The sequence below is a fragment of the Pseudomonas sp. NFXW11 genome, from assembly GCF_049887815.1.
In the GTDB taxonomy this organism is placed as follows: Bacteria; Pseudomonadota; Gammaproteobacteria; order Pseudomonadales; family Pseudomonadaceae; genus Aquipseudomonas.
Map to the genome: position 1 here is coordinate 1 of NZ_JAGEKI010000006.1, position 25,553 is coordinate 25,553.

Annotated in this window: 24 protein-coding genes and 1 pseudogene; 9 read left to right on the forward strand and 16 right to left on the reverse strand. The window is 62.3% G+C overall.

Annotation, left to right across the window (positions count from 1 at the left end; all coding sequences use genetic code 11):
* From J4P02_RS11010 to J4P02_RS11020, 3 genes and pseudogenes are all read right to left on the reverse strand, one after another.
* A pseudogene (locus J4P02_RS11010) lies at positions 1 to 247 on the reverse strand (acetyl-CoA C-acetyltransferase); the annotation flags it as partial.
* 11 nt (positions 248 to 258) lie between these two features.
* The gene (locus J4P02_RS11015; protein WP_426190003.1) at positions 259 to 918 is read right to left on the reverse strand and encodes a CoA transferase subunit B; all 660 of its coding nucleotides are present in this window, start codon (positions 916 to 918) and stop codon (positions 259 to 261) included.
* A 36-nt stretch (positions 919 to 954) separates the two neighbouring features.
* Positions 955 to 1,653 (reverse strand): CoA transferase subunit A, encoded by a 699-nt coding sequence (locus J4P02_RS11020; RefSeq protein ID WP_426190005.1) that lies wholly within the window; start codon positions 1,651 to 1,653, stop codon positions 955 to 957.
* Between the two features lie 227 nt (positions 1,654 to 1,880).
* Here J4P02_RS11020 and J4P02_RS11025 point away from each other — a divergent pair, with 227 nt between their 5' ends.
* Positions 1,881 to 2,771 carry a LysR substrate-binding domain-containing protein gene (locus J4P02_RS11025; RefSeq protein ID WP_426190007.1) on the forward strand — a complete coding sequence of 297 codons (891 nt, stop codon included), beginning with the start codon at positions 1,881 to 1,883 and terminating at the stop codon, positions 2,769 to 2,771.
* 3 nt (positions 2,772 to 2,774) lie between these two features.
* Here J4P02_RS11025 and J4P02_RS11030 read toward each other — a convergent pair whose 3' ends face one another.
* The 3 genes from J4P02_RS11030 to J4P02_RS11040 all read right to left on the reverse strand — a co-directional run bounded on the left by J4P02_RS11030 (position 2,775) and on the right by J4P02_RS11040 (position 7,297).
* Positions 2,775 to 3,614, reverse strand: coding sequence for an NAD-dependent protein deacetylase (locus tag J4P02_RS11030; protein ID WP_426190009.1), 840 nt, complete (start codon positions 3,612 to 3,614; stop codon positions 2,775 to 2,777).
* Positions 3,615 to 3,789: 175 nt separating this feature from the next.
* Positions 3,790 to 6,021, reverse strand: a complete 2,232-nt coding sequence (locus J4P02_RS11035) for an LTA synthase family protein (protein WP_426190011.1) — start codon at positions 6,019 to 6,021, stop codon at positions 3,790 to 3,792.
* Positions 6,022 to 6,226: 205 nt separating this feature from the next.
* Entirely contained in the window at positions 6,227 to 7,297 is a 1,071-nt protein-coding gene (locus tag J4P02_RS11040) for an AbrB family transcriptional regulator (protein WP_426190013.1), read from the reverse strand.
* A 134-nt stretch (positions 7,298 to 7,431) separates the two neighbouring features.
* On the opposite strand from J4P02_RS11040, the gene J4P02_RS11045 reads away from it, so the two are divergent.
* Complete coding sequence (locus J4P02_RS11045; RefSeq protein WP_426190015.1) at positions 7,432 to 8,343, forward strand: LysR family transcriptional regulator; 912 nt, start codon at positions 7,432 to 7,434, stop codon at positions 8,341 to 8,343.
* On the opposite strand, the gene J4P02_RS11050 is transcribed toward J4P02_RS11045, so the two are convergent.
* The 9 genes from J4P02_RS11050 to J4P02_RS11090 all read right to left on the reverse strand — a co-directional run bounded on the left by J4P02_RS11050 (position 8,321) and on the right by J4P02_RS11090 (position 16,568).
* A complete protein-coding gene (locus tag J4P02_RS11050) occupies positions 8,321 to 8,560 on the reverse strand; it encodes a ribbon-helix-helix domain-containing protein (RefSeq protein WP_426190017.1) in 240 nt (79 codons plus the stop codon). The two genes, J4P02_RS11045 and J4P02_RS11050, sit on opposite strands and share 23 nt — an antisense overlap.
* Before the next feature lie 212 nt (positions 8,561 to 8,772).
* Positions 8,773 to 9,213, reverse strand: a complete 441-nt coding sequence (locus tag J4P02_RS11055) for a CBS domain-containing protein (RefSeq protein WP_426190019.1) — start codon at positions 9,211 to 9,213, stop codon at positions 8,773 to 8,775.
* Positions 9,214 to 9,363: 150 nt separating this feature from the next.
* Positions 9,364 to 10,533 (reverse strand): N-methyl-L-tryptophan oxidase, encoded by a 1,170-nt coding sequence (gene solA, locus J4P02_RS11060; RefSeq protein ID WP_426190021.1) that lies wholly within the window; start codon positions 10,531 to 10,533, stop codon positions 9,364 to 9,366.
* Between the two features lie 25 nt (positions 10,534 to 10,558).
* Positions 10,559 to 11,083, reverse strand: coding sequence for a DUF2867 domain-containing protein (locus tag J4P02_RS11065; RefSeq protein WP_426190023.1), 525 nt, complete (start codon positions 11,081 to 11,083; stop codon positions 10,559 to 10,561).
* A 284-nt stretch (positions 11,084 to 11,367) separates the two neighbouring features.
* Positions 11,368 to 12,480, reverse strand: a complete 1,113-nt coding sequence (locus J4P02_RS11070) for a polyamine ABC transporter substrate-binding protein (RefSeq protein WP_426190025.1) — start codon at positions 12,478 to 12,480, stop codon at positions 11,368 to 11,370.
* 135 nt (positions 12,481 to 12,615) lie between these two features.
* Positions 12,616 to 13,512, reverse strand: coding sequence for an ABC transporter permease subunit (locus J4P02_RS11075; RefSeq protein ID WP_426190027.1), 897 nt, complete (start codon positions 13,510 to 13,512; stop codon positions 12,616 to 12,618).
* Positions 13,509 to 14,390 carry an ABC transporter permease subunit gene (locus J4P02_RS11080; RefSeq protein ID WP_426190578.1) on the reverse strand — a complete coding sequence of 294 codons (882 nt, stop codon included), beginning with the start codon at positions 14,388 to 14,390 and terminating at the stop codon, positions 13,509 to 13,511. The genes J4P02_RS11075 and J4P02_RS11080 overlap by 4 nt, the downstream gene beginning before the upstream one ends.
* A 41-nt stretch (positions 14,391 to 14,431) precedes the next feature.
* The gene (potA, locus tag J4P02_RS11085) at positions 14,432 to 15,574 is read right to left on the reverse strand and encodes a polyamine ABC transporter ATP-binding protein (RefSeq protein ID WP_426190029.1); all 1,143 of its coding nucleotides are present in this window, start codon (positions 15,572 to 15,574) and stop codon (positions 14,432 to 14,434) included.
* A gap of 238 nt (positions 15,575 to 15,812) precedes the next feature.
* Positions 15,813 to 16,568: a gamma-glutamyl-gamma-aminobutyrate hydrolase family protein gene (locus J4P02_RS11090; protein WP_426190031.1), complete on the reverse strand. Its 756-nt coding sequence runs from the start codon at positions 16,566 to 16,568 to the stop codon at positions 15,813 to 15,815.
* 266 nt (positions 16,569 to 16,834) lie between these two features.
* On the opposite strand from J4P02_RS11090, the gene J4P02_RS11095 reads away from it, so the two are divergent.
* The 7 genes from J4P02_RS11095 to J4P02_RS11125 all read left to right on the forward strand — a co-directional run bounded on the left by J4P02_RS11095 (position 16,835) and on the right by J4P02_RS11125 (position 24,679).
* A complete protein-coding gene (locus J4P02_RS11095; RefSeq protein WP_426190033.1) occupies positions 16,835 to 18,211 on the forward strand; it encodes a glutamine synthetase family protein in 1,377 nt (458 codons plus the stop codon).
* A gap of 33 nt (positions 18,212 to 18,244) precedes the next feature.
* On the forward strand, positions 18,245 to 19,735 hold the full coding sequence (locus J4P02_RS11100; RefSeq protein WP_426190035.1) for an aldehyde dehydrogenase: 1,491 nt from the start codon (positions 18,245 to 18,247) through the stop codon (positions 19,733 to 19,735).
* A 55-nt stretch (positions 19,736 to 19,790) separates the two neighbouring features.
* Positions 19,791 to 21,071, forward strand: a complete 1,281-nt coding sequence (locus J4P02_RS11105; protein ID WP_426190037.1) for an NAD(P)/FAD-dependent oxidoreductase — start codon at positions 19,791 to 19,793, stop codon at positions 21,069 to 21,071.
* 400 nt (positions 21,072 to 21,471) lie between these two features.
* On the forward strand, positions 21,472 to 22,020 hold the full coding sequence (locus J4P02_RS11110) for a cupin domain-containing protein (RefSeq protein ID WP_426190039.1): 549 nt from the start codon (positions 21,472 to 21,474) through the stop codon (positions 22,018 to 22,020).
* Positions 22,021 to 22,212: 192 nt separating this feature from the next.
* Entirely contained in the window at positions 22,213 to 22,773 is a 561-nt protein-coding gene (locus tag J4P02_RS11115; protein WP_426190041.1) for a hypothetical protein, read from the forward strand.
* 187 nt (positions 22,774 to 22,960) lie between these two features.
* Positions 22,961 to 23,383 (forward strand): hypothetical protein, encoded by a 423-nt coding sequence (locus J4P02_RS11120; protein ID WP_426190043.1) that lies wholly within the window; start codon positions 22,961 to 22,963, stop codon positions 23,381 to 23,383.
* Between the two features lie 855 nt (positions 23,384 to 24,238).
* Positions 24,239 to 24,679 (forward strand): hypothetical protein, encoded by a 441-nt coding sequence (locus J4P02_RS11125; protein ID WP_426190045.1) that lies wholly within the window; start codon positions 24,239 to 24,241, stop codon positions 24,677 to 24,679.
* Positions 24,680 to 24,924: 245 nt separating this feature from the next.
* Here the strand turns inward: J4P02_RS11125 and J4P02_RS11130 are convergent, their stop codons facing one another.
* Positions 24,925 to 25,446: a flavin reductase family protein gene (locus J4P02_RS11130; RefSeq protein WP_426190047.1), complete on the reverse strand. Its 522-nt coding sequence runs from the start codon at positions 25,444 to 25,446 to the stop codon at positions 24,925 to 24,927.
* Positions 25,447 to 25,553 lie beyond the last annotated feature (107 nt).

Sequence of the window (25,553 nt, forward strand, 5' to 3'; positions counted from 1 at the left end):
TCATGGCGGGCACGGCGTGGGGCAGGCCGGCCTTGATCGCGGCCTGGCGCGCGGGGTTCTGCCCGGCGCCGGCGGTGAGCACCTGGCCCATGATCACTTCGTCGACCTGGGCCGGGTCGATGCCGGTCTGGGCCAGCAGTTGGCGGATCACCGCGGCGCCCAGGTCAACGGCGGGAATGTTGGCCAGGGAGCCCTGGAAACTGCCCACCGCGGTGCGGGTGGCGGCAACGATAACGACGTCTTGCATGGTGGGGCTCCTCAGGCGAACTGCATTTCAGGCACATGGTCCGGCACGATCAGCTTGCCGGCGGTCTTGCTGACGATTTCCTCGACGCTGACCCCGGGGGCGCGTTCCTTGAGGATAAAGGCGCCGTTCTCGATCTCCAGGTAGGCGAGGTCGGTGAGCACGCGCTTGATGCACTGGGCGCCGGTCAGCGGCAGGCTGCAACGGCTCAGCAGCTTGGATTCGCCGTCTTTCGAGGCGTGGGTCATGGTGACGATAATGTTCTCGGCACCGGCTACCAGGTCCATGGCGCCGCCCATGCCCTTGACCAGCTTGCCGGGGATCATCCACGAGGCGATGTTGCCCTGCACGTCCACCTCGAAGGCACCGAGCACGGTGAGGTCGATATGGCCGCCGCGGATCATCGCGAAGGATTCGGCGGAGGAGAAGATCGAGGCGCCGACACGGGCGGTGACGGTCTGCTTGCCGGCGTTGATCATGTCGGCGTCGACTTCGTCCTCGGTGGGGAAGGCGCCCATGCCCAGCAGGCCGTTTTCCGATTGCAGCATCACTTCCATGCCATCGGGGATGTAGTTGGCCACCAGGGTCGGAATGCCGATGCCGAGGTTCACGTAGTAGCCGTCTTGCAGTTCGCGGGCGACGCGCTGAGCCATTTGTTCGCGGGAAAGAGCCATGGTTGTTGTCCTTTTATTCGGGCTGGGGAAGGGCGATCACTTGCGCACGGTGCGCTGTTCGATGCGCTTCTCGAAGGTGCCGCAGATAATCCGGTCGACATAGATGCCGGGGGTGTGGATCTGCGTCGGGTCCAGCTCGCCCGGCTCGACGATCTCTTCCACTTCGACCACGGTGATCTTGCCCGCGGTGGCCGCCAGGGGGTTGAAGTTCTGCGCGGTGTGGCGATAGACCACGTTGCCGAAATGGTCGGCCTTCCAGCCCTTGACGATGGCGAAGTCGCCGGTGATGGACTCTTCCATCAGGTAGGTGCGGCCGTTGAAGTCGCGGGTTTCCTTGCCTTCGGCTACGGGGGTGCCGACCCCGGTGGCGGTGAAGAACGCCGGAATGCCGGCGCCGCCAGCGCGCATTTTTTCCGCCAGGGTGCCTTGGGGGGTCAGCACCACTTCGATTTCGCCGCTGAGCAGCTGTTTCTCGAACAGGGCGTTCTCGCCAACGTAGGAGGCCACCACCTTGCTGATCTGACGGTCTTGCAGCAGCACGCCGAGGCCGAAACCGTCGACCCCGCAGTTGTTCGAGACCACCGTCAGGTCGCGGGTGCCGCGACGCTTGATCTCGGCGATCAGGTTTTCGGGAATGCCGCACAGGCCGAAGCCGCCGGCGATCACGGTCATGCCATCCTGCAGACCTTCCAGGGCTTCCTCGTAGGACGCCACGCGCTTATCGAAACCTGCCATTTGCACCATCCTCTTTCTTGTTCGTTGGCGGCTGGCCAGCCGTGTGTGGAGCAGTGTTGCGCCAGTGGATTGATTTGTTAAGTTTATTTTTAAGGTGGATTGATGAGAAAATCAGCACAATAGCGCAAGCTGCAAGCTGCAAGCTGCAAGCTGCAAGCTGCAAGCACTTGCAGCTTGAAGCTCGCAACTTGTAGCTCTCCTCTTATAGTTGCCTCCTGGAGGCTGAGATGACCGTCAAGCAGATCCGCGCCTTTCTCGCGGTGGCCCACAGTTTGAGTTTCGCCCTGGCCTGCGAGCGCCTGCACCTGTCGCAGTCGGCCCTGAGCCTGACCATCAAGGCCCTGGAGCAAAGCCTTGGCGGGCGCCTGTTCACCCGCAATACCCGCAACGTCGCCCTGACCCCGGAAGGCGAGGCCCTGGTGCCCCTGGCCCGGCGCCTGATCGCCGACTGGGACAATGCCGAGGATGAGCTGCGCCAGCGTTTCACCCTGCAGCGCGGGCGGGTGACCCTGGCGGCCATGCCGTCTTTTGCCGGCAATCTGCTGCCGCCGATTCTCAAGCAGTTTCGCGCGCGCTATCCCCAGGTCAATGTCACGGTCAACGATGTGATCAACGAGCAGGTGCTGGAAATGGTCCGCGACCGCGAGGTGGAACTGGGGGTGGCCTTCGAGCCGCAAGACAACAGCTCCCTGCTGTTCACCCCGCTGTACATCGACCGTTTTGTCGCCGTGGTGCCCAGGGATTCGCCCTTGGCGCGACACGCCGAGATCGATTGGCAAGCCTTGCTGCAGCAGCCCTTCATCACCTTGCAGCGGCCGTCCACGGTGCGGGTGATGCTGGAAGAACACCTGCGGGCCCGCGGTGTGCAACTGCCAGTGGAATTCGAGAGCCACCAGTTGGCGACGGTGGGGCGGATGGTCGCCAGTGGCCTGGGGGTGAGCGCGGTGCCGGCCCTGTGCGCCGAGCAAATGCGTGAGCTGGGGGCGCATTGCCTGACCCTGGGCGAGCCGGTGGTGGAACGCGCCATCGGCGTCTTGACCAAGCCCGGCGAGGAGCTGTCCAGCGCGGCCCAGGCGTTGTTCGACATTCTCCGCGAGCAAGCTTTTGCCCCGGCTTGAGCCTTAGCGCAGCAGGCGTTGGGCCAATTGCGGCAGGAGCTGGTCGCAGGGTTCGGCGAGCTTGAGTTGCAGCAGCTCATCGGCCCGGGTCTTGCCGAAATTGATCGCCAGCAACGGCTTGCCCTGGTCGACCACTGCGCGGCACAGGCGAAACGCCGAATAGGCCATCAGCGACGAGCCCACCACCAGCAGGCCGCCGGCCTGGTGCACCGCTTCCCAGGCCAGGGCGGCGGTGGCCGGGGCGACATTCTCGCCGAAGAACACCACATCGGGTTTCAGTCGCTCGCCCGCGCAATGGGGGCAGTGCGGCACCTGGAAGCGTTCTTCGAAGGCCGGGTCCAGCAGGGTGTCGCCATCCGGGGCCTGCTGCGCATCGACCCCGGCCAGGTAGGGGTTGGCGGCTTCCAGCTGCTGCTGGATGGCCTCCCGCGGGCTGCGCTGGCCGCAGTCCAGGCACAGCACTCGGTGCAGGCTGCCGTGCAGTTCGATCGCTTCGCGGCTGCCGGCCTGGTGGTGCAGGGTGTCGACATTCTGCGTGATCAGCCCGGCAATCCGCCCGGCGTCCTGCAATTGCGCCAGGGCCTGGTGGGCGGCATTGGGCCGGGCCTGGCGGATCCGCGGCCAGCCGAGCATGGCCCGGGCCCAGTAGCGGCGGCGGGCGTTGGGCTGGCCGAGAAACTCCTGGTACATCATCGGTTGCCGGCCCCGGCGCACGCCCTGGCTGTCGCGGTAGTCGGGAATGCCCGAGGGGGTGCTGATGCCGGCGCCGGTCAGCACCACAAAGGGCTGGGCGCCCATGGCGGCGACCAGTTGGTCCAGGGCTGGGGTGGCGAGGTCGATCATGGGCAGCGCTCGTGTGCAGTGGCCGGTGCGGTTTAGCAGAAATAGCCGCAAAGCCCTTGGCACGCCAGGGTTTTGCCTGAAAATCGGCACCGGGTGCGCTGGCGATAGCGGCGCGCGGGCCGCTCGGGAACAAGGCGGATGCGACCTGGAGCCGGGCTCCAGGTCGGGCTGGGCATCAGCTGGAGTGTTCGACCTCTTCTTCCATGGGCATTTCCGCGGCGCTGTCGTCCTGCCCCGGCAGCTCGGTGACCACGCTGAAGTCGCTGACTTCCACGGCCCCCAGGCCATAGCCCAGCAGATGAAAGGAGAAGGCCTTGCGGGTTTGCGGGTTGTCGAAGCTGAAATCCATCTGCAGCGGCTGGTCGGGGGTCACCAGCATTTCCTCCGGCAGGCCCAGGGGCACGTCCTGCTCCAGTTCCTTGCCCTTGAGCAGGATATAGGCGTTCTGCTGCGGGTCGGCCGAGCGCACGGTGAAGCGCACCCGGGTCTGCGAGCCCTTGGGCATTTCCAGGTACTGGGCGCCGATCAGGTTGTCGGCCCAGTCATCCTTGATCTGCGCCTGCAGCGGGATGATTGCCGGGCTGCCGAACTGATAGTGCTGGTTCAGCGGTGACTGCAGCAGGCTGCGGTCGAGGTGGGTGGCCCGGGCGCTGATCTGCCGCGCCCGCTGGCCGCCGTACTGGCCCTTCAGGCTGGCGCTGTCGGCGATAAAACCGGTGCTCTGGTAATAACGGCAACGTTGCTGGAAGTCACACTCGGTAAAGGTGCCCTGGCCATCGTGGTAGCGCAGCTTGCCGTTGGTGTAGGACATGATCTCCCGGCCCTGGGCGTAGTCGCGAAACAGCGAGCGGCCGCTGAGGCTGGCGGGCACCGGCAAGGCGAAGTAGTCGAGCACCGAGGCGCTGAGGTCGACGTGGCCATAGGTGCCGGACTTGATATGAGGCAGCAGCGCCTGGTCGGGGGCGAGCATCAGGTTGAAGCCCCAGGACGAAGCCAGGCGCACGCCGTCGATGCCGTGGGATTCATCGGAGGTGATGATCACCAGGGTGTCCTTGAGCACGCCCTGGCGCTCCAGGCCCTTGAGGAACTGGTCGATGGCGTCGTCGAGGTAGCCGACGGCGGCCTGTTTCGGCGTGTCGTAGCGCTCCAGGTAGTCTTCGGGGGCCGAGTAGGGCTGGTGGGTGCCGACGGTCAGCAGGGTGAGCATCCACGGTTGCTTCTGCTTCTTCAGCTTCTCGACATAAGTCAGCGCGCCTTCGAAGAACGCCTTGTCGTCCTTGCCCCAGGGGAATTCCAGGTAGTTGGGGTTGTTGAACCACTCCAGGCCGTGGGTCGAATCGAAGCCGATGTGCGGCATGATCTTGTCTTTGGCCATGAAGCGCAGGCCGGCGCCTTGCAGGTAGTGGGTGTTGAAACCGAACTTGTGCATCTGCGCCGGCAGGCAGGCCTGGTTGCGCTGGTTCTGGGTGAGCATCTCGACGCCCTTGGGGGTGCCGTTGTCGAGCTTGTCGTAGTCGCCGCAGAGCATGGCGTACAGGCCACGGATGGTCTGGTGGCTGTGTAGCACGTAGTCCGGGGTGTTCATCCCGCGTTCGGCCCAGGCGCTGAGCTTGGGCATCAGGTCTTCCTGGTAGTGGCTGTTCAGGGCTTCGCGGTTGGTCTTGATATAGGCCCCGGGAATGCCTTCCAGGGTGATCAGCAGCACGTTGCGCGCCCGTCCGGCGCTGGGCAGCAGTGGCTGGCCTTCGAGATCGAGGCGGGTGAGGCCGGCCATGGGCGGCGGCACATCGGCGACATCGCCGTCGAGCCAGTCTTCAATCTGCATCTGGGCCTGGCCGGTGGCGGTGGCCAGGGCCTGGTGCGGCAGGTTGAACAGTTGCCACTGATCGGCTTCGCTGGGTTTCAGGTACTGGCTGGCGCCATGGCCCAGGAACAGCGCCAAGGGCAGCGCCCAGAGCTTGCGTGGCAGGGGCGGCAGGGCGGCCGCGCGGCTGCTGCGCTGCACCACCAGCCACAGCACCAGGCCCAGCAGCAGGGTCAGCCCCAGCTCGGGGTGGGTCAGGCCGCCGCCGGTGGAGTTGCCGACAAATTGCGGGTCCACCAGGTAGTGCAGGTCGGCGAGGTTGGGCATGCGCCCCACGGCACTCACCAGTTCGGCGCTGACCAGGGTCAGCAGGCTCCACACCAGCAGCAGCGGCAGGGCCAGCCACCAGGGGCGACGGTACAGCAGCAGGGTAAGCAGGCTGGCGCTGGCCAGGTCCGACAGGTAACCCAGCGGGTTGGACCAGCCCAGGGCCAGGCGCGCGCCCATGGGCACCAGCAACAGCAGGCCGAACAGGGTGCACAGGGGGGCGAGGGGGTGCTGTAGGCAACGACGGATAAACTTCACAAATAACCTGCCTGTCATCAAATCATCACGCAAATGTGCGCAATGGTAACAAGAGCTGATGGCCAGACGTTTCTTATTCGTTAAGGGAATTAAATCCAGGGTTGCCTGAGATTGGCTTTCAGTGTGCTTCAGATTTGGCTTAGGCCCCGTATTCAGGCGTCTGAGGCCAGAAACAGGGGTGACGGGATTTACTATTTCAGCGTGTTAAAAAAGCGTTCAAGGCTCAGCGCGACCACTTGATGATCAGCCGGGCGACGAAGGCTCCGCTGAGGATCACCGCGAACAGGCGCAGGGTTTGCAGCGCCAGCACCAGGCCGATATCGGAATGGGTGTCCACCGCGATGATCGCCATGGCATCCAGGCCGCCGGGGCTGGTGGCCAGGTACACCGAGAGAAAGTCCTTGCCCAGCCAGTGCGCCAGGCCCCAGGCCGACAGCGCGCACAGGGCGATCAGCAGCAGCGCGCCGCCGATCATCGCCGGCAGGTGGCCGAGCACGTACTTCAGGGTGGGCGCGTCGAACCGCAGGCCAATGTAGCCGCCGATGGCGCAATAGGCGCAGGCCAGCAGCCAGGAGGGCAGGCTGATCTGCAGCAGCCCGCCAACCTGCAGCGCCCCGCCCAGCAGCAACGGCACCAGCAGGGCCCCGGCCGGCACCCGTGAACCCAGCAGCACGCCGCCGGCGATGGCCGCCAGGGACAGGCCGACATTGATCGCGTTCAGGCCGTGCGCGGCCATCGCCCCGGCAGGGGCCGCGCTGGCGCTGGCCGGCGCGCCGATCCAGTGGCTGACCAGGGCCCCGACCATCACCACACACACCACCCGCACATACTGCATGGTGGCCACCACCCGCGAGTCGGCTCCGAATTCGTCGGCCATCGAGACCATGGCCGAGGCCGCGCCCGGCGCGGTGCCCCAGGCTGCGGTGCTGGCGGCGATGCCCCCCAGGCGCTCCAGCGCCAGGCCCACCAGGGTGCTCAGGCCCACGGTCAGCAGGGTTGCCAGCAGCATCACGTGCCAGGACTGCAGCATGGCCTGGAGCACCGCTAGGGTGATGGAGTGCGCGGCGAGCATGCCCACCGCGCCCTGGCCCAGGCGGAATGCCAGGCGTGGCACACGAATCGCCGCGCCGCACACGCCGAACAGGATGGCGCTGAGCATGGGGCCGAGAAATTGTCCGGCAGGAATCTCCAGGTATTTGAGCGATTGGCCACTGGCAGCGGCCAGCAGCAGCCAGGCCAGCCATTGCAGGGCCAGGGGCCAGCGGGTGAGGAAGAGACGAGGTGATGGCGACAAGGGACGGTACTCCAAGGCGCTGGCCGCTTCTGTTGCGGAAGCGGTAAGACCGGCGACAAGGCAAATTATTAGTAGCGCAATTAATCACGTCCAGTTTCTAATTGTGATCAACTCATAACTATTGTTGATCGATCATGGACCTGCGCGACCTGACCTATTTCGACACCATCGCCGAACTCGGCCACCTGGGCCGGGCGGCGCTGAAGCTCAACCGCAGCCAGCCGGCCCTGAGCAAGAGCATCCAGCGCCTGGAGGAGTCCTTTGGCACCAAGCTGTTCGAGCGCGAAGGGCGCGGCATCAAGCTGACCCCGGTGGGCGAATTGTTGCAGCGGCGCAGCCGGCAGTTGCAGCAGAACATCGCCGAGACCCACCGCGAGGTGCGGGATTTCGCCAGCGGCGTGCTGGGCAATATCCGCCTCGGCTGCGCCGCCAGCATGGCCGAGCACCTGCTGCCGCAGATGACCGCGGCGCTGCTGGCGCGTGCCCCCGATATCACCCTGAACCTGGTGATCGGCCAGGACGATATGCTCCGCGAGTCGCTGCGCAGCGGGCGCCTGGACATGGTGATCTGCCCGCTGTTCGAGGGTGACCCGCAGCTCAGCCATCACCTGCTGTTCGACGACCAGGCGGTGGTGGTGGCCAGCCGCGAGCACCCGATCTTCGACACGCCGATGCGTCTGCGCGACCTCTGCGACTACCGCTGGGTGCTGCCGGGCACCCGGGTGTCGGCCCGGCGCTGGATCGACAACGTGTTCCAGAGCCACGAACTGCCGCTACCGGTGGTGCAGATCGAAACCAACACCATCTCCCTGTTGCCGCGGCTGATCGCCAGTACTGGGCTGCTGAGCTTCCTGGCCCGGGAAACCCTGGACGACTTCAAGGGCATCGCCCATCTGCGGGAAGTGCCCCTGGGCGAAACCTGCATGCGCCGCAGCATCGTGGTGCTGGTGCGTGCCGAGGGCTACCTGTCGCCGGCGGCCCAGGCGCTGCTGGACCTGCTCAAGCGCGATGGGCGGCAGTTCTTTACGGCTGGCGGGGAGCGGTGAGCGAGGCGCGCAGCGACTGGAAATACTGAGCGTCAACGGGTGCACCTGGAGTCGACTCGGCTCCGGCCAACAGCAGGCCGCGCAGTTGCTGGCGGTCCTGATCCTTGCGGATCAGTTCGCACAGGTACTCGCTGCTGGTGCTGTAGCCGCGCTGGCGAGCCTGATCGTCGACAAACCTCTTGAGGGCTTCTGGCAGGCAGATGTTCAGGGTACTCATGGCTTTGTCCGTGCTTGGCAGGAGTGGCCAAGGATCAGGCTTTTGCCCGGGCCTGGCCAGGGGCAGGGTGTGTCGACCGCCGCCAATGTAACCAACAACCCACTAGCGTAGGAGCTCGCTTGTGTAGGAACTGGCCGGGCGGCGTCGGCCAGGGCGGCACATGGCTTTCGGGCCCATTCGCCGGCAAGCCGGCTCCTACCGAAGTGGGCGAATCATTCGCCGCGAATGTACTGCTCCAGCTGGCGGATCAGGTCGGCCTGTTCGGCAATCGCTTCCTTGACCAGGTCGCCGATGGACAGCAGCCCCAGCAACTGGCCGTTTTCCACCACCGGCAGGTGGCGCAGGTGGCTGTTGGTCATGATGCTCATGCAGGTTTCCACGTTCTGGTGCGAGTCCACGGTGATCACCGGCGAACTCATGATGGCGCTGACCGGCGTGCCCACCGAGGAGCGCCCGTGGAGCACCAGCTTGCGGGCGTAGTCACGCTCGCTGATCACCCCGACCACCACGCCGTTTTCCATCACCGGCAAGGCGCCGACGTTTTTCTCGGCCATCAGCATCAGGGCCTCCAGGACCATCTGCTGCGGGGCGATGGTGTGCACTTGCTGGTTGTGCTTGGCCTTGAGTTTCAGCAGCTCTGCGACGCTCTTCATGGGGCGCTCCGGTGGTTCTACGTGGGGCGGCGACACGCCGCCCTGAGGGTGTCTAAAGAATCGTAGAGACTGGGCCAGCCGGCAAGGCTGAAAACGGCAGATAAACGGCGAAAAACGTCAGCCCGGGGATTTTTTTCCCGGGCCTGCCCCTCAAGTGAAGCGTTGCAGGGAAAAACTGCCGAGGTCCAGCTCACTGCGGCCGTCCACCACCTGCTGGGCCAGGGCCTCGCCAATCGCCGCCGAATGCTTGAAGCCATGCCCGGAACAGGCGCTGACCACGGTGACATGGGCCAGGTGCGGATGGCGGTCGATGATAAAGCCCGAATCCGGGGTCACGGTGTAGGCGCAGACACTGGCTTTCACCAGCTGCGGCGCCAGCCCGGCCATATGCGGCGCCACCAGTTCTCGGAACAGGCGCTGGGCATCGGCGCTGCTCGGCTGGCGGTCGAGGCTGTCCGGCTGGCTGGCTTGTTCGTACTGCTCGGTGGCGATCTTCACGCTGCCTTCGCCGGGAATCGGCGGAAAGCCGTAGCAGGTGTCCCGGTCTTCGGCGCTGTGCAGAATGAAACTCGGCGAACGGGCCGGGTAATGCGCTGGCTGGTCGAGACGGAACCAGTACAGCTGCTGGCGACAGACCCTTAGCAGCGAGTCGAAGGGCGCGCCCAGCAACGGCGCCGACCAGATGCCGGCGCTGACGATCACCTGCCGGGCCTTGAACCGCGAGCCCTGGCAGATGACTTCCACCCCGTCGGCACCGGGCTTGAGTTCCAGCACTTGTTGCCCGGTGATCAGCGTTGCCCTCAGTTGCCGGGCCCGGGTCAGTTGCGCCTCGATGCAGCGCTCCGGGCGGACAAAACCGCCGCCGGGCTCGAAGTAGCCCCGGGCGCTGTCATCCAGCGGCGCGAACTGTGGGAAGCGTTGACGGATTTCGCCGGCATCCAGCACCTGGTGCTCGATGCCGTAGCGCCGGGCCAGCTCGATACTGTTGTCGGTGAAATCCCGGGCATCCGCAGGGCGTTGCGGGTCGGTGCTGGCGGTCATCACCAGCACCCCGCACTGCTCGAACAGCTCCACGTCCAGCTCGGCCTCCAGTTCGCGCCAGATCTGCTGCGAGCGGATCGCCAGGGGCACATAAGCCGCGCCTTCGCCCACTGCCTGGCGGGTGATGCGGGTGTCACCATGGCTGGAGCCCTGGTCGTGGGGCGGGCTGAAACGGTCGATGCCGGCCACCTTCACCCCGCGCTTGGCCAGTTGATAGAGGGTGGCGGCGCCCATGGCGCCCAGGCCCACGACGAGCACATCGAATTCGGGTGTTGGCACGGCAAGTTCCTTGGAAAGTGAGGGCTCAACCACGGTTGATATTGGCCAGGGTCATGGGCGCGATGATCCGGTGGAAAGGCGCCACCGGCAGCATGTACAGGCGCCCCAGCAAGTTGTGCGGATGCACCAGGGTGGACAGCACCAGCGGCCGCCGGCCCTCGGCGTCGGCGGGCAGCAGGTTGAGGGACAGGTACACATCCAGGTGCTTGTCGCGGTCCACCACCAGCACCTCGTCCGGGGCCTGGGAAATCAGGGTGAAGATGCCGACCCGCTCACCGGGGCGGTAATCCTCATCGGCCCGCGCCAGGTCGATGCGGGTCAGGCGCCCCAGGTCCTTGAGGCCGAACAGCTGCACCACGCGATTGCGCAGGCCCATCAGGCGGTCGATCCAGGCCGGGGTCTGGCTCATCAGGTTCAACAGATGACGCAGGGCGCTGCGTTCGGGGTGATGGGCCAGGGTGCGACGGCAATCGATAAAGGTGGCGCCGGGGGCCAGCTCGGCGATGCTCGAAGGGGTGGGCAAGCTACAAGGCTGGACGGCGGTCTTCATGCTACAGCTCCCTGGGAAAATGACAGTGCCGGTGCCGTGTTGCTCCGTGGCAGCGCAGCTGCGGAAAATACCATTGTTTGGGGGCAAGGTGCTGCTGCCGAGGAGGCTGCTTGCCAGCAATGGGCAGGCGCTGGCTGACGCAAAAAAGGCGCCCGAAGGCGCCAAGGATTCACCCCAACCGAGTGAGCCGGGTGAAGCCGTTCGCAAGTGCTGCCGCGGTGGTAAGGCGCGACATGAACGGAAAAAGGGGGAGCACTGCCCGCCGTGCTGACGGGCAGTTTGCATCACTTGCCCAGCTTGATCCGGGTCCAGCCGCGGTTCATCACCCGCTGGATCGGGATCGGCTGGTCCGGCACTGCATACAGGGTGGCCAGCACGGCCTGGGGCGGGTAGGAGGCCGGATCGTTGCGGATCGCTTCGTCCACCAGCGGCGTGGCCGCCGCGTTGGCGTTGCTGTAGCCCAGGCTGTTGGTGACCTCGGCGATGATCTCCGGGCGCATCAGGAAGTTCATGAACAGGTAGGCGTTGTCGACGTTGGTGGCGTCCTTGGGGATGGCCATCATGTCGTAGAAGCTGCCGGCGCCTTCCTTGGGAATGCTGAACGCGACCTTCTCCCGGTTGCCGGCCTCTTCGGCGCGGGAGCGGGCCTGCAGCACGTCGCCGGAATAACCCACGGCCACGCAGATATTGCCGTTGGCCAGGTCCGAGATGTACTTGGAGGAATGGAAGTAGGTCACCGCAGGGCGGATTTTCATGAACAGCGCCTCGGCCTCGGCGATTTGCGCCTTGTCCTTGCTGGCCGCCGGGTAGCCCAGGTAGTGCAGGGCAGCGGGGAGCATTTCGGTGGGCGAATCGAGGAAGCTGATGCCGCAGGCCTTGAGCTTCTCGGCGTTCTCCGGCTTGAACAGCAGGTCCCAGGAGTGGGTCGGGGCGTTGGCCCCCAGCACCGCCTTGACCTTGTCCGGGTTGTAGCCGATGCCGATCGAGCCCCACATATAGGGGAAGGCATAGGCGTTGCCAGGGTCGCTGGCGGAGGCGTTCTTCAGCAGCACCGGGTTGAGGTTCTTCCAGTTGGGCAGCTTGGACTTGTCCAGCTCCTGGTAGACCCCGGCCTTGATCTGCTTGGCCAGGAAGCTGTTGGAGGGCACCACGATGTCATAGCCGGACTTGCCGGTGAGCAGGCGCGCTTCCAGGGTTTCGTTGCTGTCGAACACGTCGTAGGTGACGTGGATGCCGGTCTCGGCCTCGAACTTCTTCAGGGTGTCCGGGGCTATGTAGTCCGACCAGTTGTAGACCCGCAGCACCTTGTCGCTGGCCTGAGCGCCGGTAGCCATTACGCCCATCAAGGACAGTGAGAGCATGGTTTTGGCGAACACCATCCTGCCAAGCATTTTCATCGGTACAACTCCATTTCTTATTCTGCAGATTGTTGCGTGTGCAAGGTGGGTATCGGGGGGCGCTTTCGCGAGCAAGCTCGCTCCTACAGGGGCAACACAAACCCTGTAGGAGCCAGCTTGCTGGCGAAGCGGCGGCTATGCCGTCGCCGGCGTTCGTGCCGCAGGTTTTTTCGCTGCCGGTGGCTGCCAGGACTCATTGGCGGTGAACTCCATGGCTTCCTGGATGGCCCGCTTGCGCGCGGCCTCGGCGCGGCGACCGAAGTACCACACCAGGAAGGTCACCAGGGACACTGCCAGCAGGATCAGGCTGGCCACGGCGTTGATCTCCGGCTTGACCCCCAGGCGCACCGCCGAGAACACTTCCATCGGCAAGGTGGTGGAGCCAGGGCCGGAAACGAAGCTGGCCAGTACCAGGTCATCCAGGGACAGGGCGAAGGACATCATGCCGCCCGCCGCCAGGGACGGCGCGATCATCGGGATGGTGATCAGGAAGAACACCTTGAATGGCCGCGCGCCCAGGTCCATGGCCGCTTCCTCGATGGACAGGTCCAGTTCCCGCAGGCGCGCGGAGACTACCACGGCTACGTAGGCGGCGCAGAAGGTTGTGTGGGCGATCCAGATGGTGACGATGCCGCGCTCCATGGGCCAGCCGATCAGCTGCGCCATGGCCACGAACAGCAGCAGCAGCGACAGGCCGGTGATCACCTCGGGCATCACCAACGGCGCGGTGACCAGGCCACCGAACAGGGTGCGGCCCTTGAAGCGGGTGACCCGGGTCAGCACGAAGGCCGCCAGAGTGCCCAGGGCCACCGCGGCAATCGCGGTGTAGCAGGCGATCTCCAGGGAGCGCATCACCGAGCCCATCAATTGCTGGTTATCCAGCAGGCCCACGTACCACTTGATCGACCAGCCGCCCCACACCGTCACCAGCTTGGAGGCGTTGAACGAATAGATCACCAGGATCAGCATCGGCAGGTAGATGAACAGCAGGCCCAGCACCAGCATCAGCTTGGAAAATTCGACGCGTTTCATGCCCGTCCCTCCATCTCTTTGGCCTGGCTGCGGTTGAACAGCAAAATCGGAATAATCAGGATCGCCAGCATCACCACCGCCAGGGCGGAGGCCACCGGCCAGTCGCGGTTGTTGAAGAATTCCTGCCACAGCACGCGGCCGATCATCAGGGTTTCCGGGCCGCCGAGGAGTTCCGGAATCACGAACTCGCCCACCACCGGAATGAACACCAGCATGCAACCGGCAATGATGCCGTTCTTGGCCAGGGGCACGGTGATTTTCCAGAAGTTGTTGAAGTTGCTCGAACCCAAGTCCGAGGCAGCTTCCAGCAGGCTCTGGTCATGCTTGACCAGGTTGGCGTACAGCGGCAGCACCATGAACGGCAGGTAGGCGTAGACCACCCCTATATAGACGGCGGTGTTGGTATTGAGGATTTCCAGCGGCTGGCTGATCAGCCCGGTCCACAGCAGGAAGCTGTTGAGCAGGCCGTTGTTGCTGAGGATGCCCATCCAGGCATAGACGCGGATCAGGATTGCGGTCCAGGTTGGCATCATGATCAGCAGCAACAGCACGTTCTGCGCTTCCTTGCTGGTGCGGGTGATGGCGTAGGCCATGGGAAAACCAATGGCCAGGCACATCAGGGTGCTGAGCAGCGCCACCTTCAGCGAACCCAGGTAGGCCGACAGGTACAGCTCGTCGCCGGCCAGCATGGCGTAGTTGCCGAGGTTCAGCAGCAGCTGGAATTTCTGTTCGGCGTAGCTGTAGATCTCCGAGTAGGGCGGAATCGCCAGGGCCGCTTCCGAGAAGCTGATCTTCATCACCAGGAAGAACGGCAGCATGAAGAACAGGAACAGCCAGACAAAGGGAATGCCGATCACCAGCTTGCGACCGCTGGGCAGCACACGCAGGAGTTTCTGATTGAGGGTCATGGTCGAGGTACTCATGCGCGCAGTACCACGCCGCTGTCGTCTTCCCACCAGACGTAGACTTCGTCGTCCCAGGTCGGCCGCGCGCCACGGCGCTCGGCGTTGGCCATGAACGACTGGACGATCTTGCCGCCAGGCAGCTCGACGTAGAACACCGAGTGGCCGCCCAGGTAGGCGATGTCATGCACCTTGCCCTTGGACCAGTTGTAGCGCGACTCAGGCTTGAGGGTGGTGACCAGCATCTTTTCCGGGCGGATGGCGTAGGTCACCGACTTGTCCTGCACCGAGGTGCTGACCCCGTGGCCGACATAGATCTGCTGGGCGAGGTCCGGGCAGTCGATGATCGCGTAGCCTTCCAGGTCTTCGGTGACGCTGCCGTCGAAGGCGTTGACGTTGCCGATGAACTCGCACACCAGGCGGCTTACCGGGGCTTCGTAGATGTCCACCGGGCTGCCGGTCTGGGCGATCCAGCCCAGGTGCATGATGGCGATGCGCTGGGCCATGGTCATGGCCTCTTCCTGGTCGTGGGTCACCATCACGCAGGTCACGCCCACCCGTTCGATGATCTCCACCAGTTCCAGTTGCATCTGCGAGCGCAGCTTCTTGTCCAGGGCGCCCATGGGTTCATCCAGCAACAGCAGCTTGGGCCGCTTGGCCAGGGAGCGGGCCAGGGCTACGCGCTGGCGCTGGCCGCCGGACAGCTGGTGCGGCCGGCGCCTGGCGTACTGGGTCATGTGCACCAGCTTGAGCATTTCCTCGACCCGGGCCTCGATCTCGCTGGCTGGCAGGCGGTCCTGCTTGAGGCCGAAGGCGATGTTTTGCGCCACGGTCATATGGGGGAACAGGGCGTAGGACTGGAACATCATGTTGATCGGCCGCTCGTAGGGCGGCATGTCGGTGATGTCCACGCCATCCAGCAGAATGCGCCCTTCGGTGGGCCGCTCGAAACCGGCGAGCATGCGCAACAGGGTGGACTTGCCCGAACCGGAGCCCCCCAGCAGGGCGAAGATCTCGCCCTGGTGGATTTCCAGGGACACATCGTCCACGGCCACGGTTTCATCGAACTTCTTGGTCACCCGGTCGATCTTGACCAGGACCTTCTGCGCACAGGGGGTGCCTTCGAGGGCCTTGCGGTAAGTGCTGGAGGCGTTTGCCATGTGAAACTCCCAACAGGTGTCAGCAGCTCGGCCAATGGGGCCGGGCCTAAAGGTGGATTGCCAGCCCGCAGGGGCGGGCCGATTCGGCGCTGCCTCCCTGGCGGCCTGACGCTATTTGTTGTTGTGGTCTTGCCGTTTGCTGCTCACACCGAAGATCGGGCGCGCACCGGGGTGCACGCCGTGGGGCAGGGCGTGATGAGTCGTCTGGGTTGCTCAGTTGGCGGCCGATGCGGGCCCTTTAGCGGCGTTGCGCGGCCCGTTGCCGGCAGGCGTCGCCAAAGGCCTGGAAGATCCGCAGGTAGGCCGGGTTCGACAGCACCTGCCATTCCGGGTGCCACTGCACGCCGAAGGCGAAGGCCAGGCTGTAGTCCACCGACACCGCTTCGATCAGGCCATCCGGCGCCACGGCCTCGACCCGCAGGCCGGGGGCCAGGCGATCGATGCCCTGGCTGTGGATCGAGTTGACCTGGATCTCGCCGGCCAGGCCCATGGCCGCGAACACGCCGCCGGGCTGGATCGCCACCGGATGGGCCGGGGCGTACTGCACCTCGACCCGTGGATCGTCGGCTTCGCGGTGGTCCATGTAGCCCGGCAGTTCATGCACCTTCTGGTGCAGGCTGCCGCCGAAGGCCACGTTCATTTCCTGGAAACCGCGGCAGATGCCCAGCACCGGCACCCCGGCGTTCACCGCGGCGCGCACCAGCGGCAGGGTAGTGGCGTCGCGCTGCGGGTCATGGGCGGTGCCCGGCTCGCTGGGCGTGCCCTGGTAGTGGAAGGGTTCGACATTGGAAGGGGAGCCGGTGAACAGCAGCCCGTCCAGATTGTGCAGCAGCTCGTCGATATCGAGCAGGTCTGCCAGGGAAGGAATGATCAGGGGCAGGCCCTCGGCCGCGACGCTGACAGCACGCAAGTACTTGTCGCCGCTGACGTGGTAGGGGCGCAGGCCAATCTCTTTGACGCACGCAGTAACGCCGATCAATGGCTTGAATGCCATTTTTATCACCTCGAAATTCACGCTGGAACGAGTTTTTCCAGAGCTTATCCTCGTTGATTTTAATTGACAACTTCCATGTAAAAAATTCTAAACGTTATTCGCTTGCAACCCGCGAATGGCGCGGATTTCTGGCGCTTTGTGCGTTGCGCGGGTCAAAATAATTGACGAATGGCGGCCTCTGTTGGCTATTGACTGCGGGTTTTCTTTCGGGTTGACTGCTGGCGTGTCACAGCAGTGAACATAATAATTAACACAATAGGTGCATCATGTCGGTCCCCCCGCGTGCCATTCAGCTCAATGAAGCCAATGCCTTCCTGAAAAAACACCCCGAGGTTCTCTACGTCGATCTGCTGATTGCAGACATGAACGGTGTGGTGCGCGGCAAGCGCATCGAGCGCACCGCCCTGCACAAGGTCTACGAGAAGGGCATCAACCTGCCAGCCTCGCTGTTTGCCCTGGATATCAACGGTTCCACGGTGGAAAGCACCGGCCTGGGCCTGGACATCGGCGACGCCGACCGCATCTGCTACCCGATTCCCGGCACCCTGAGCGTGGAGCCCTGGCAGAAGCGCCCCACCGCGCAACTGCTGATGACCATGCACGAGATCGAGGGCCAGCCGTTCTTCGCCGACCCCCGCGAAGTGCTGCGCCAGGTGGTGAGCAAGTTCGACGCCCTGGGCCTGACCATCTGCGCCGCCTTCGAGCTGGAGTTCTACCTGATCGACCAGGACAACGTGAATGGCCGCCCGCAGTCGCCGCGTTCGCCGATTTCCGGCAAGCGTCCGCAGTCGACCCAGGTCTACCTGATCGACGACCTCGACGAATACGTGGACTGCCTGCAGGACATCCTCGAAGGCGCGAAAGAGCAGGGCATCCCCGCCGACGCCATCGTCAAGGAAAGCGCCCCGGCGCAGTTCGAGGTCAACCTGCATCACGTTTCCGACCCGATCAAGGCCTGCGACTACGCGGTACTGCTCAAGCGCCTGGTGAAGAACATCGCCTACGACCATGAAATGGACACCACCTTCATGGCCAAGCCCTACCCGGGCCAGGCGGGCAACGGCCTGCACGTGCACATCTCGATCCTCGACAAGCAGGGCAACAATATCTTCGCCAGCGAAGATCCGGAAACTAACGAGGCCCTGCGTCACGCCATCGGCGGTGTGCTTGATACCCTGCCGGAGCAGATGGCCTTCCTCTGCCCCAACGTCAACTCCTACCGCCGCTTCGGCGCCCAGTTCTATGTGCCGAACTCGCCGACCTGGGGCGTCGACAACCGCACCGTGGCCGTGCGCGTGCCCACCGGCTCGGCGGACTCCGTACGCATCGAGCACCGGGTGGCCGGCGCCGACGCTAACCCCTACCTGCTGATGGCTTCGGTGCTGTCGGGCATTCACCACGGCCTGACCAACAAGATCGAGCCTGGCCCGGCCATGGAAGGCAACGCCTATGAACAGAGCGAGCCGAGCCTGCCGAGCAACCTGCGGGACGCCCTGCGGGTGCTGGACGACAGCGAGGTGATGGCCAAGTACATCGACCCGATGTACATCGACGTGTTCGTGGCCTGTAAGGAAAGCGAGCTGGCGGAGTTCGAAAACTCCATCTCCGACCTGGAATACAACTGGTACCTGCACACGGTCTGATGACCGTGCTGCACCCTGTGTCGAGTATGTGTCATGACTAAATCCCGCAGCGACTGGGAGCAGTACTTCCAGTCCCTTCGCCTCGAAGGCCGTGCCTTTATCGACGGCCAGTACTGCGCCGCTGCCAGTGGCGCCACCTTTGAATGCCTGAGCCCGGTGGACGGGCGCTTCCTGGCCAACGTTGCCAGCACCGATCAGGCCGATGCCGAGCGTGCCGTGGCCGTGGCGCGCCAGGCGTTCAACAGTGGCGTGTGGTCGGGCCTGGCCCCGGCCGAGCGCAAGCGCATCCTGATCCGTTTTTCCGAGCTGATCCTCGAGCACCAGGAAGAACTGGCGCTTCTGGAAACCCTGGACATGGGCAAGCCGATTGGCGACTCCATGGCCATCGACATTCCGGCCACGGCCAACGCCATCCGCTGGAACGCCGAAGCCATCGACAAGCTCTACGACGAAGTGGCGGCCACCCCCCACGACCAACTGGGCCTGGTGACCCGCGAGCCGTCGGGCGTGGTGGCGGCCATAGTGCCGTGGAACTTCCCGCTGATCATGGCCAGCTGGAAGTTCGCCCCGGCCCTGGCGGTGGGCAACTCGTTCATACTCAAGCCGTCGGAAAAGTCGCCGCTGACCGCGATCCGCATCGCCCAGCTGGCCCTGGAGGCCGGCATTCCCAAGGGCGTGTTCAACGTGCTGCCGGGTTACGGCCACAGCGTCGGCAAGGCCCTGGCCCTGCATATGGATGTGGACGTGCTGGCCTTTACCGGCTCCACCGCGGTGGGCAAGCAACTGCTGGTGTATGCCGGCGAGTCGAACATGAAACGGGTGTGGCTGGAGGCCGGCGGCAAGAGCGCCAACGTGGTGTTCGCCGACGCCCCGGACCTGCACGAAGCGGCCGCGGCGGCGGCCGCCGCCATCGCCTTCAACCAGGGTGAAGTCTGCACCGCCGGTTCGCGCTTGCTGGTGCAGCGTTCGATCCGCGAGCAATTCATGCCGCTGCTGGTGGAGGCCCTCAAGGCCTGGCAACCGGGCCACGCCCTCGACCCGGCCACCCGGGTGGGCGCAGTGGTGGACCAGCGCCAACTGGACAACGTGCTGCGCTTTATCGCGATCGGCCAGGAGCAGGGCGGCCAGCTGCTGGCCGGCGGTGCCCGCGCCCTGGAAAGCAGCGGCGGCCTGTATGTGCAGCCGACGATTTTCGACGGTGTGACCAACGCCATGACCATCGCCCGGGAAGAGATCTTCGGCCCGGTACTGTCGGTGATCAGCTTCGACAGCGAGGAAGAGGCGCTGCACATCGCCAACGACAGCATCTTCGGCCTGGCGGCGGCGGTGTGGACCAGCAACCTCAGCCGCGCCCACCGTTTCGCCCGGGGCCTGCGCGCCGGCAGCGTGTGGGTCAACCAGTACGACGGCGGCGACATGACCGCGCCCTTCGGCGGCTTCAAGCAGTCCGGCAATGGTCGTGACAAGTCGCTGCACGCCTTCGACAAATACACCGAGCTCAAGGCCACCTGGATCAAGCTCTAACCCTTATAACAACAGCGGCGGCGGGCCTGGGCCCGTACCCGCTGGGGAATTTCTCATGCAAACCTACGTGAACAGCTACTACGCGGCGACCCGCAACCAGACCACCGACTACCCGCAACTCGATGGCTTGGTTGAGTGCGATGTGTGCGTGATCGGCGCCGGCTATACCGGCCTGTCTTCGGCCCTGTTCCTGGCGGAAGCCGGCTACAGCGTCACCGTGCTTGAAGCGGCCAAGGTCGGCTTCGGCGCCAGCGGGCGCAACGGCGGGCAACTGGTCAACTCCTACAGCCGTGATGTGGACGTGATCGAAGAGCGCTACGGCGAGAAAAGTGCCGAGGTGCTCGGCAGCATGATCTTCGAAGGCGCCGAGATCATTCGCCAGCGCATCCAGCACTACGACATCCAGTGCGACTACCGCCCCGGTGGCATCTTCGCCGCGCTGAACAACAAGCAGCTCAAGGGCCTGGCCGAGCAGAAGCGCAACTGGGAACGCCTGGGCAATCACAACCTGAAGATGCTCGACAAGGCGCAGATCGACCGCGAAGTCGGCACCAGGAACTACATCGGCGGCCTGCTGGACATGCAGGGCGGCCATATCCACCCGCTGAACCTGGCCCTGGGCGAAGCCAGCGCCATCATCGGCCTGGGGGGCAAGATCTTCGAACAGTCGGCGGCGGTGGAAATCACCTACGGCGAACCCAATGTGGTGCGCACCGCCAAGGGCGTGGTCCGCGCCAAGTACCTGCTGATTGCCGGCAACGCCTACCTGCAGCAGGACCTCGACCCGCGGGTGACTCGCAAGAGCATGCCCTGCGGCTCGCAGATCGTGGTCACCGAGCCGTTGCCGGAGCAACTGGCCCGCAGCCTGATCACCAACAACTACTGCGTGGAAGACTGCAACTACCTGCTGGACTACTTCCGCCTCACTGGCGACAACCGCCTGCTGTACGGCGGTGGCGTGGTGTACGGTGCCCGGGAGCCGGATGACATCGAGCAACTGATCCGGCCGAAAATCCTCAAGACCTTCCCCCAGCTCAAGGACGTGAAGATCGACTACCGCTGGACCGGCAACTTCCTGCTGACCATGTCGCGCATGCCGCAATTTGGCCGTATCGAGAAGAACGCCTACTACATGCAGGGCTACAGCGGCCATGGCGTCACCTGTTCGCACCTGGCAGGCAAGCTGATCGCCGAAATGATCCGCGGCGACGCCGAACGCTTCAATGCCTTCGCCGCGCTGCCCCATATGCCGATGATCGGCGGCCGCACCTTCCAGGCCCCGCTGACCGCCATGGGCGCCGCGTACTACGCCCTGCGCGACCGCTTCGGCATCTGATTCATCAACCTGTAGGGCAGGGCGCCTTCTGTGGTGAGGGCGCTTGTTGTGGTAAGGGAGCTTGCTGTGGCGAGGGAGCTTGCTCCCGCTGGAGGGTACAGCCCTCCAAAACTCGACAACCGCGATCAATCCCAATGACCCGGTCACCCGGGTTACGGCCGCTGCGCAGCCGGGCGGGAGCAAGCTCCCTCGCCACCCAAAGGCAGGGTTTCAGGTGGCTGTAACCCGCGCCAGCCCAGCCCGAAATTCCCCCGTCTGGCCCCTCATCGCCAGCCTTTACAGCTTGCCTGTCAAACATGTTTAAATAGCCGCCTTTTCAGGCTCCAGGGGCAGTCAAATCGCGCCATTCGCGACCCGGCCGCCACCCAATACCCTTAAGTTCCTCTCACATAAGGCTGTTATGGACACGGGCACCCGACTCAAACTCGTTCGCGAAAGCTACAAACTCTCCCAGCGCGAGCTGGCCCGTCGTAGCGGCGTTACCAATGCCACCATTTCCCTGATCGAACAGAACCGCGTCAGCCCCTCCGTCAGTTCCCTGAAAAAGCTGCTGGAAGGCATTCCCATGTCCCTGGCCGACTTCTTCACCTTCGACCAGCCGCCCCGCGAGCACCAATACGTATTCCGCGCCAACGAACAGCCCGACCTGGGCCGTGACGGCCTGCGCCTGCTGATGGTCGGCGCGCCCCTGGCCAACCGCCAGATGCGCTTTCTGCGCGAGCAATACGCCCCCGGCGCCAGCTCCGGCGAAGAGCCGATCGTGCACAGCGAAGGCGAGGAGTGCGGCCTGGTAACCCGCGGCACCGTGGAGTTGACGGTGGATGGGCAGGTGAGTGTGTTGAATCCGGGGGATGGGTATTACTTTCCGACCACTTTGCCCCATAGCTTCAGGAATATTGGGCAGGATGAGGCGGAGATTATTAGTGCGAATACGCCGGCGAATTTCTGAGTGGGGCGGGGGTGTTTGATTGATTTGGAGCGGCTTTTGTAAAGCCGCTTTTTGTTTGTCGTGCGTACAGTCTTCCCTGTTATTCTGATTCAAAAATCATGCGAATGGATGAGCCGCTATGCGGCACTCAATAAAATTGTAATTGTCTAGTGGCAGAAGTGCCGGCTAATTAATAATTTGAGGGGGCTGAGTATGCGCCGCTTAATAGCAAATGGACTTGTTTTTAGCAGTATTGCGATATTTTGTTGTGGCTGCATATCCTATTCGTCCCAGCCGACAATCAATGAGCATGTTGAATTCGAAGAAAAAGAAAATATCTCCAGCTTCAGTTACGAAATCTATTCTTCATGGAAAGAGAGTCGCTTTGGCAAGGATGCACGGGCAGCGACACTCAAGATTATTCCAAACGCACAAAACACTAGCTCCAGCCTTACAGGTTCGACACTCCCTACATTAGAAATAAAAATCTCAGAACGTTCATCTGGCGGTGCTTGTACACAAGACTACTTAACGGGCTTGAGTCTTGGCTTGATTCCTAGTTGGTGTACAAGGTCAAATATTTTCAAGTTTGATTTCATGTTGAACAAGGACCGCAGCTTTTGTAGGCAAAAAACTTATTCGATAAGCTCCACGTCGTTCTCACATCTCACGATGATTCCCTTCGCCCTGCTCAATGCGGACAATCAAATATTAACGCTCTATCAAGCCGCACTAAAAGATTTCCTTCAAAGAGGTCAATGTACAACGTCTTAACAGACATGTTTGCATGCTTCGCTCGCCGCTACGGAGGCCCCCATGTCAAGCATTGCGGGCGTTTGAGATCGGTATTTATCTTAGGTGAGCGTCTTCTTCTGGCCGACTTGTTCCTGTTGGGATGGGCTGAAAACGGCCAAAAGCGGACAATGAAATCTTGGCTAACTCGCCAAAACATAGGGCAATCATGAAAATAAACAACATCATCACCCCCGGAGTATCCATTGGGGGAATATCGATTGGCGAGCAGATAGAGAACATAGCCAGAGCAATATTAAAAAGCGAATACCTTGTTGAAAAAACACCGAATGCATTAGTCATAAATAATGGACTAATAACCGTATATCATGACAGCGAAGGTGTAATTTCGGCAGTATCATGCAATGAAAAATTCCAAGGAAAGTACATGGATAAATTATGGCCTGGAATTACCGTTTCAGAGGTGCTGGCCAACTCAAAAACACAAATGGCGTGGTCGGGTTTTGTTCAGGTAGACCAGCTTCGCGGAGTTGGGTTATCTCTTCCCGAAGAGCTTGACGACTTTGAAAGTCTCAGCGACATCCTTGAGCCTGATTATGTATTTAATGAACTATGGGTATATACATTTTGACTTCCATTTCAGCTGCCAGCCCTCCCGGAGGGTCAAAGCCTACTGAAATAAATCAACATCTAACCTTGGCGTCCTTTGATTAATACATCAATCGCCCCAGTTTAGTAGATGTTATGAGTGACTCCTTTTGGTCGCAAGCATCCATGCATAACACCAACCCCCCCCATATAGTTTTGAAACAATAAACCGAACAACCTCCCGCCCAAAAGCAGACCATCTGCTGGAAATCCTCGACTGCGCTTCCGGTTCGCAGGATCTCTCACAGATCCGCGCGGCCATCGGCCTGTTGCTCAGTGACGGTTTCGATCTGCTGTGCACCTTGGGCGATAGAGGCTTGCAGCAGGCTGAGCCGGTTGCTCCTGCTTGAATTCGGTTGAGTGCTGAGGAAATGAAAAAGGCGACGCACTGCGTCGCCTTTTTCTGATTTCGATCATCCGCGCCGAGCCGCCACCCTTGCGCCAGGTAGCTGAGCCCCGGGTACTTTTGTGCGCTGCGGATGCCGTTGTCGGCTTCATGCTCCATGCCTTTGGCGCGTGCGAACCAGTTGTCTGTATCATAATCGGCATCGATAAACGGCTTACAAAGCCTGGGGTGGGCTGGAAGCTGGTGGCGCAGAATCTGCGTTTCCTGGGGCAGTACCACGACCGGGAAAGCGGGCTGTACTACAGCAGGTTCAGGTACTAAGACCCGGCGGTGGGGGAGGTTTGCCACGCAAGATCCAATCGGGTTGATGGGCGGGGACAATCTGTCGTCTCGATAACATGGGAAGAGCCCCAGGGATAAATAGCAAGACCGGCCGGGCAGTTATTGAGCGAATGCGTGGCGAGGGACGTAATTTTAACAAGGGTGATTAATATGCGTGTTTTGTCGGATGAGAATCCAGAGCTTGAAGAGAAAATAGTATCAATTATAGAACTTGGCAACAGCCTGAATACAGATAGAGATCATGCTAGCGCATTGCGTGAGTATGAAAAAGCATGGGCTTTGATGCCTGAGCCGAAGTTGCAGTGGGAAATGATTGGTTCATGGCTGGCGGGATCATTTTATACTGCCTATTTTGGTTTGTCTGACTTTGAGAATGCAAAATATTGGGCTGAGCTCCAACTTGAAGCAGAAGGCTCCGATGTTGATACTGCACCATTAATTGATTTGGGGATGGTGTACTTTGAACTGGGGGATAATGAGGCATCCTATAGGTGCCTGGATAAAGCCTATCAGTACGGCAAGGAAAGAGCCTTTAAGCAAAGACCCAAAAAATATCTAGATTTTTATTTGGCTGAAAAGAAAAAGCATTAACTTGGGATTTTTGAGTCATTTTATAAAACTCAGGGCTTCTGACTGATGGTCTTTACCAAAAACAGCTGAAAAGTATTGAGGGTATGCAGTAACTGGCCCTGTCACTGGGAGGATGGTGCCCGATATGTGCTCGTCTGCAACGGCGCGGCACCCTGGAGACAGCCCGCAGGAAAAGCTGAAGAGCGCCGACCACTCCGCCAAACGGTGGGGTGGTCAGTCGAATGCAATTGGCTGGTCAGGACTGATCAAGTGAGATGCAATTTCGCGCTAGGCGCGGCGAGGTTGCAATATTGCCCCTTGAAGTACAGCAAGGGCTGCGTGGCGTCTGCTTGTTGCAGGTTCAGCGCTTTCACTTCACCAATCACAATCAAGTGATCACCCGCGGCATGTTCGGCGTGAATTTCGCAATCAAGCCAGTGCAGGCTGCCGGCAATAATCGGGTTGCCCAGGGGGGACTCTTGCCAGTCGACGCCGTGCCATTTGTCCGTACCTCGGCGAGCGAACTGGTTGGAAATCCTCACTTGTTCACCCGAGAGGATATTGACCACGAACCGGCCGGCCTGGCGAATCTTGGGGTAGCTGGCCGAACCGGACATGACGCTGAATGACACCAGCGGCGGGCTCGTCGATACGCTGTAGAACGACTGGCAAGTGAAGCCAATCGGCTCGCCATCGATGTGGGAGGTAATCACCGTGATACCGGAGGCGTAGTGCCCGAGCGCCTGGCGAAAGCTCAATGGCTCGATAGCCGTACTGGGGAGTGACATGGCAGGTCCTAAATAAAGAATGCAGCTCGAAAGTGCCGAAGAGGGCCTGCAGTAGCTCGGTAATTTGCAAGCGACTGCACCCTCTCGAACACGCCTTTCGGCCTTCG